The sequence below is a fragment of the Cereibacter changlensis JA139 genome, from assembly GCF_003034985.1.
In the GTDB taxonomy this organism is placed as follows: domain Bacteria; phylum Pseudomonadota; class Alphaproteobacteria; order Rhodobacterales; family Rhodobacteraceae; genus Cereibacter; species Cereibacter changlensis.
Window position 1 is genome coordinate 1 of the sequence record NZ_PZKG01000196.1, and the last position, 5,697, is coordinate 5,697.

General features: G+C 55.7%; 6 protein-coding genes. All 6 read right to left on the reverse strand.

The features are described from left to right. A partial coding sequence (locus tag C5F48_RS21500) for a glycosyltransferase (protein WP_146170695.1) occupies positions 1–687 on the reverse strand: 687 nt, incomplete at its 3' end. A gap of 93 nt (positions 688–780) precedes the next feature. After that, positions 781–1,716 carry a glycosyltransferase gene (locus C5F48_RS21505; protein WP_107665799.1) on the reverse strand — a complete coding sequence of 312 codons (936 nt, stop codon included), beginning with the start codon at positions 1,714–1,716 and terminating at the stop codon, positions 781–783. Further along, entirely contained in the window at positions 1,713–3,182 is a 1,470-nt protein-coding gene (locus C5F48_RS21510) for an O-antigen translocase (RefSeq protein ID WP_107665800.1), read from the reverse strand. Before C5F48_RS21510 ends, C5F48_RS21505 begins: the two co-directional genes overlap by 4 nt. A gap of 41 nt (positions 3,183–3,223) precedes the next feature. Next, positions 3,224–4,321, reverse strand: a complete 1,098-nt coding sequence (locus C5F48_RS21515) for a DegT/DnrJ/EryC1/StrS family aminotransferase (protein ID WP_107665801.1) — start codon at positions 4,319–4,321, stop codon at positions 3,224–3,226. Next, positions 4,318–5,079, reverse strand: a complete 762-nt coding sequence (locus C5F48_RS25755) for a WxcM-like domain-containing protein (RefSeq protein ID WP_211314688.1) — start codon at positions 5,077–5,079, stop codon at positions 4,318–4,320. Before C5F48_RS25755 ends, C5F48_RS21515 begins: the two co-directional genes overlap by 4 nt. Next, positions 5,072–5,697: GNAT family N-acetyltransferase (locus C5F48_RS21525; protein WP_308812772.1), on the reverse strand; the 626-nt coding region annotated here is incomplete at its 5' end. The genes C5F48_RS25755 and C5F48_RS21525, both read right to left, overlap by 8 nt.

The window sequence follows — 5,697 nt, forward strand, 5'->3', positions numbered from 1 at the left end:
AAGAAATTGATCCACTCCCATGCGCACCATTCTTGAGCAGTATTCGTGATCGTCGGCGTAGAGGAAATAATCTTCACGTGGAAGGCCAAGGCTTTCAAAGATTGTACGAGGGGCAAACATACCTCCGTAAGGTCCTATATAGGTTCGGATGACGGGATATGAAATCGGAAGCGCCGATTTCCTATCGCAGAACTTCCCTATAAGAAGTGAGCCGGCGGAGAAGGCCAGAAATGTATTCTGACCATATCTCTTAATAGTACCTCGTTCTGCCGATTTTAGATCGTTAATTCTGGTTGATCCGCGATAGCAGTAGAGAACGGCATCTTGGAAATCAGTATTGATGGCCGACCTGACACTTAGAAGTGTCTTCAGACAGTCACCGCGCGGTAGATTGTCGTCGTCGAGTATCCAGATATCGTCCGGCTTCAACGAGATTGCATGCGTAAGTCCCCGGGCAACACCGCCGGCAGAGCCTAAGTTCTCACTGATCCGCAGTAGATGCAGGCATGGATCTTGTGCTGCAGCCTGCTGCAATTTTGTGGCATTCGCTTCTTGAGAGCCATTGTCGACAACTACGACTTGGCTGACCCCATTCTCGAAAGCAGCCGCGACAACGCGGAGGCAAAGCTCAGCGCGTTCACCATAGGTGACAATGACCGCTACGACCGATGTTGTCTTTCTGGTCATTTACTTGTCACTTAAATAATGTCCTTTGCATAGGAGATGGTAATCCCGCTTGTTTGCGGACGACGGCCGCTAAATTACGCGTCGGCGTATGGTCTATAATGCACGTTTCGCTATTACCCTAAAAGTTGTGGCCGGCTTGCTGAGACAAGCAAGAGTAAAGGCGATGAGGCTTTTGCGCCGAGCTATTCGAAGCGTCATCTCGTGAAGCTTTACGATTAGAAATTCCCTGACTTGGCTATAATCCTCGCTGACAGCGTCCAGATCCCTAAGTCTCTGTCTATACACATCCGCATAGGCCATCAGACGCCTTTTTTCCTTTGCTAGCATTTCGCCTACCGTTAGGTCTGTTCGGTTATGGCTAATCCCGCAACCAAACCGATAGCGCACCAAATTTTTACGAATAAAATAACTTCCGCCGCCTAAGATGGAACGGAAGCCAAAAACCAGATCTTCGTATGCATTGTGATAGGATATAGGTCCAAACTTCTCCAGGAAGTCGCGAGTGACTGCGCCAGTAGCTCCTATATACAGCGATAAACTGCCAGCAGCTGAACTTCCATCTGCGTGCCCCCAAAGAAGTGGTTCATGCGATCTGTGATGGGAAATCGTTCTGTTGTCGGTATCGATGTATGTTACCATTGAATGCACCAAAGACACGCCTTTCTCTTCAAGTATAGCAACACAGGCGGCAGTCCTTTCAGGAAATGAAATGTCGTCGCCAGCAGCAAGTACCAGGTATTTGCCTGTAAATTCCTCAGCAATAACGTTTATGTGCGACGCGAGGCCCAGGTTATTCGCGCTTCTTCGGAGGCGGACAATGTGCGGTCCAGTATAAGACGATGTCATATCCTGCATGATTTCAAAGGTCCGGTCGCTCGAAGCGTCATCGGAAAGAATGATCTCTAATGGCTCATACGTTTGGGCAAAGGCTGCCGTGATGGCATCACGTATGTATTGCTCCTGATTATAAGCGAAGAGAGCAAAGGTAGCGAGTGGGCTGCCTTGTGTTGATGGGGAGGTAGCAGTCATGGCATGCTCCGGATTGGCCAGCCGATGCTGGCATAGATGTGGGCGAACTTTGCCGCGATGCGCCCCTCAGGCCCCACCTTGATCAGGACGACGCGCAGGCCGAAAATTCCGGTGCCCAGGGCAAGACAGATTGATGCTACGGCGGCTACCTTGGGCACCGTCTCCGCCAAGGCCAAGATACCCAACGAGAGAGTAACATGAAGGGCAATCAATTTCAGTGACAGGGACTGCCAGCGGAACCCATGAAGGATGTGAGCGAGGACGTTCACCGTGATGAAATACACGACATATCCCGCAAGGAACGCGAGCGCCGCGATCTCTAGCCCAAAGACCGGCAGCAGAATCCAGAGCAGAGCTAAAAAGACAAGGTTGAAGCTGAGTTCCATCAGGAAGTAGGTCTTGGCCCTCGCCGAAGCGACGATCGCAAAGGATAGGGGCCAGCTGGCGAGCTTGAAGACATTGCCTACTGTCTGCCACTGCAACATCCCAGCGGCCGGCGCAAATTCGTTCGAGTAGAGCAACGTCACCGCCCAAGGCGCGAGGCCGATCAGCAGCAGCAGCACCGGCCCGCCGATCGCGAGGCCCAGTTGCGCCTGATCGTTCATCAGGCGTGTCGCGGTCGGGCGATCATTGATGACTTCGGTTAGCCGCGGATAATAGTCTGCTGCCATAGCTCCCAGCAGAAAGCCCACGTAGGTCATGGTGATGCCCCAGGCGGCTGCGAACTGACCCGCTGCCTCGAGGCCTAGCTCTTGCGTGATGCGGCTCCGCACCAGCAACAGGGTGGTTGTCGTGGCGAGCCCACCCAGCATGAAGGCCGCCCCCAGCCTTGCCATCGGCTTCCACTCGGCCCAGATCTCGGCAGCAGCAGGGCGTGCTGCCGTCGGTTTCGGAAGTCGGCGAGTATAGCCCACTGCTATCAGACTAACTGCCAGTGGCTGAACAACCACGAACCAGATCAACCCGCCCTCGCCATAGAGCCATACGGCAGCCAGACCGGCGATAGTGCCAACCAATGTACTGAGGACCGTGACCTGGCCCAGATCATTGATCCGCCGCATGCCTCGAAGAAGTGCTGTCTGCGCCGAGCCTAGCAGAGTGAGCAAGACAGCGATGCCGATCAAACCCACTTGGGTCGCATAATCTCGGCTTCCGAACATCCAGTCCGCGATGGGGGCCTTCAGCAGCCAGACGCCCATCATGGCAAGCGCACCCTGTACGATATGGGCAGCCAAGAGCACGCGCCTGACGCGGCTTAGGGCCCGCTCCTCACCCTTGACGCTGGCAATCTGCCGCACGCCACTGGATCCCATTCCAAGACCCGCGGCAGTCGAGACCAGACCTTGGAGGCTGTTGTATATGCTGAGTAAACCAACCCCGGCCGGACCGAGCAGAATTGCCAGGATCTTCAACCGCAAGATGGAAATCAGGATGCTGACGGCTTGAGCGCCGCCAGTGACCGCCATGGACCTGATCAGCCCGCGCGAGTTATGGGAAGCGGGCTGGTTCAACCCGGAACACTCACGGCATCGCGCACGCGCTCCGCATCCGGCGTACTCATCTGAGGCCCTATCGGCAGGCTCAGGACCTCATCTGCTATCTGACGCGCTAAGGGAAAAGCCTCGGCGGCCATCTTCAGCCCTGTGTAGGCACCCTGCAAGTGTGGCGGAATTGGATAGTGAATCAGTGTGCCGATGCCAGCTGCACCAAGACGCTGCTGCAGCTCATCACGTTCGCTGCTGCGAATGACGTAGAGGTGCCAGACGGGATCGGCCCAGTCGGGAACGTGGGGCAGAATCAAGCCACTCCCCGCAAGCTCCTTGCCGTAAAGAGCGGCGATTGCTTTCCGACGTTCCCCCCATTCATCAAGGTAAGGAAGTTTCGTGCGCAGCACCGCCGCCTGAATAGGATCGAGGCGGGAGTTTACCCCCTGAACCTCGTTAACATACTTAACCCGGCTGCCATAGTTGCGCAGCACCTGAACCCTGTCCGCCAGATCGGCGCGGTTCGTGGTAATCGCACCGCCATCACCCAAGGCTCCGAGGTTCTTGCCGGGATAAAAGCTCCAACAGACAATATCGCCATGGCCACCGATGCGGCGGCCTTTGTAGCGCGCGCCATGGGCCTGTGCTGCGTCTTCAACCACCGCGATGCCATGTTGCCGTGCCAGTGCGAGGATCGGGTCCATATCAGCGGGTTGCCCATAGAGGTGAACAGGCAGAAGCACCTTCGTCTGCGGCGTGATCGCTGCTGCGATCCGAGTGGGATCGATGTTGTAGGTCGCCAGATCGGGTTCAACGGGGACTGGCGTGGCGCCGACCGCGGACACCGCCAACCAAGTCGCAATATAGGTATTGGACGGCACGATCACCTCGTCGCCCGGTCCGACATCAAGCGCTCGCAGCGCAAGGATCAGCGCATCAAGCCCGTTTGCCAGCCCCACGGCATGAGTTGCCTCGCAGTAAGCGGCCCATTCGGCTTCGAAGGATTCTACCTCTGGACCAAGAATATACCAGCCGCTGTCCAGCACGCGTGCAACGGCGGTGTCTATCTCGGATTTCAGTTCTCGGTAGGATGCGCCGAGGTCGAGGAATGGAATCTTCATGTTTTGCGGCTTTCCAATTCGGCAAGGAATTCGTCATATGTTCTCAGATAATCATCTGCTTCATACGGACGTGATGCGAACACCAACAGCACAGCATCTGAACTGTATCGATACTGCGTCCCCCAGATCATCGCAGGCATGAACACACCCATATCCGGGCGGTCCAAAGTGACTTCGCACCGTTGAGCGCCGTCGTCCAAAAGCACTCGACACGACCCGTGCAGACAGATCAGGAATTGCTGGCATTGCTTATGTGCGTGCTCCCCGCGCAATTCCATCGATGGAACATCGAAAACGACGAAGTAACGGGCCGGTGCAAACGGAACTTCGGTCGGAACCTCTCCGACAGTAAGGGAGCCGCGAGCATCCGTAATGCGGCGCATCAGGTAGAGAGCGCCGTCGCCAATCCCTAGATTCACCTGAGCGGGCCGTGTCAGATCGCCCAGTCCATGAATGTCGACATGGCGTGGATCGGGGCGGCGGTCAGTATGAGCACCGTTTAGATATCCAACCACCTGAGCAGGATTACCTTCGACAATGGCATTTGGCGGAACTGATCGCAGGACTACGGCGCCTGCTCTTACCCACGCCCCTTGGCCAACGTTAACACCCTCGCCGATCACACAAGCCGCATCCAACCGGACGTTGTCTCGTAGGACGATCCTGTCCCCAGCCAAGACTACGCGTGGCCCAAATTCCACGCTATCGGCAATCTGAGCGCTTCTCGGTATGATGCAGTCTTGGAGAAACTCATGCATTCTGTTTATCCTGCTCAAGGATGTAAAGATGATTAGCCTTATCGGTATCAAACCGTGCACGTGAATACACGAAGTGGATGTTCTGCGTTGTCCGGTGTGTTTCCGCCATGCCAAGTCTTCTGTAGAAGCTTTCGGCGTGAGTGTTATCTACCTGAACTTCGACATTCGCTTCGTTAAGTCCTAGAATGTGGAAGCCGACGCCGAAAGAAAGAACGGCGCTCTCCAGAGCAGCCCTACGAGGCTTGTTGTGATCGAGGATCCAACTACCCCACGTGAACCGGCTATTCTTTATGTCGTAAAGACGCACGACACCGCAGCGTTGTCCATCTTTCCGCTCGATCATGTAGTAGTATTCCAGCCCATCGGCTTCACGTGCCTTGTAGCTTTCGATCCAGCGGCGCTGATCCTCCGCCGGGCCGCTTACCTCCGAGAGGTGGGCGTTGTAGGCGGGGTCACGGCGAAGCGCATAGATGTAGGCCGCGTCTTCCGGTTCGACCAACCTCAGATTGAGATTGATGCCTCTGATCAGGCGGAGAGCTCCCGCATCCATCACAGCCTCAAATCGCTCGCTTTGACCGGATACAGGCTCTTCAGGTCCATCAACACATGGACTGGGGC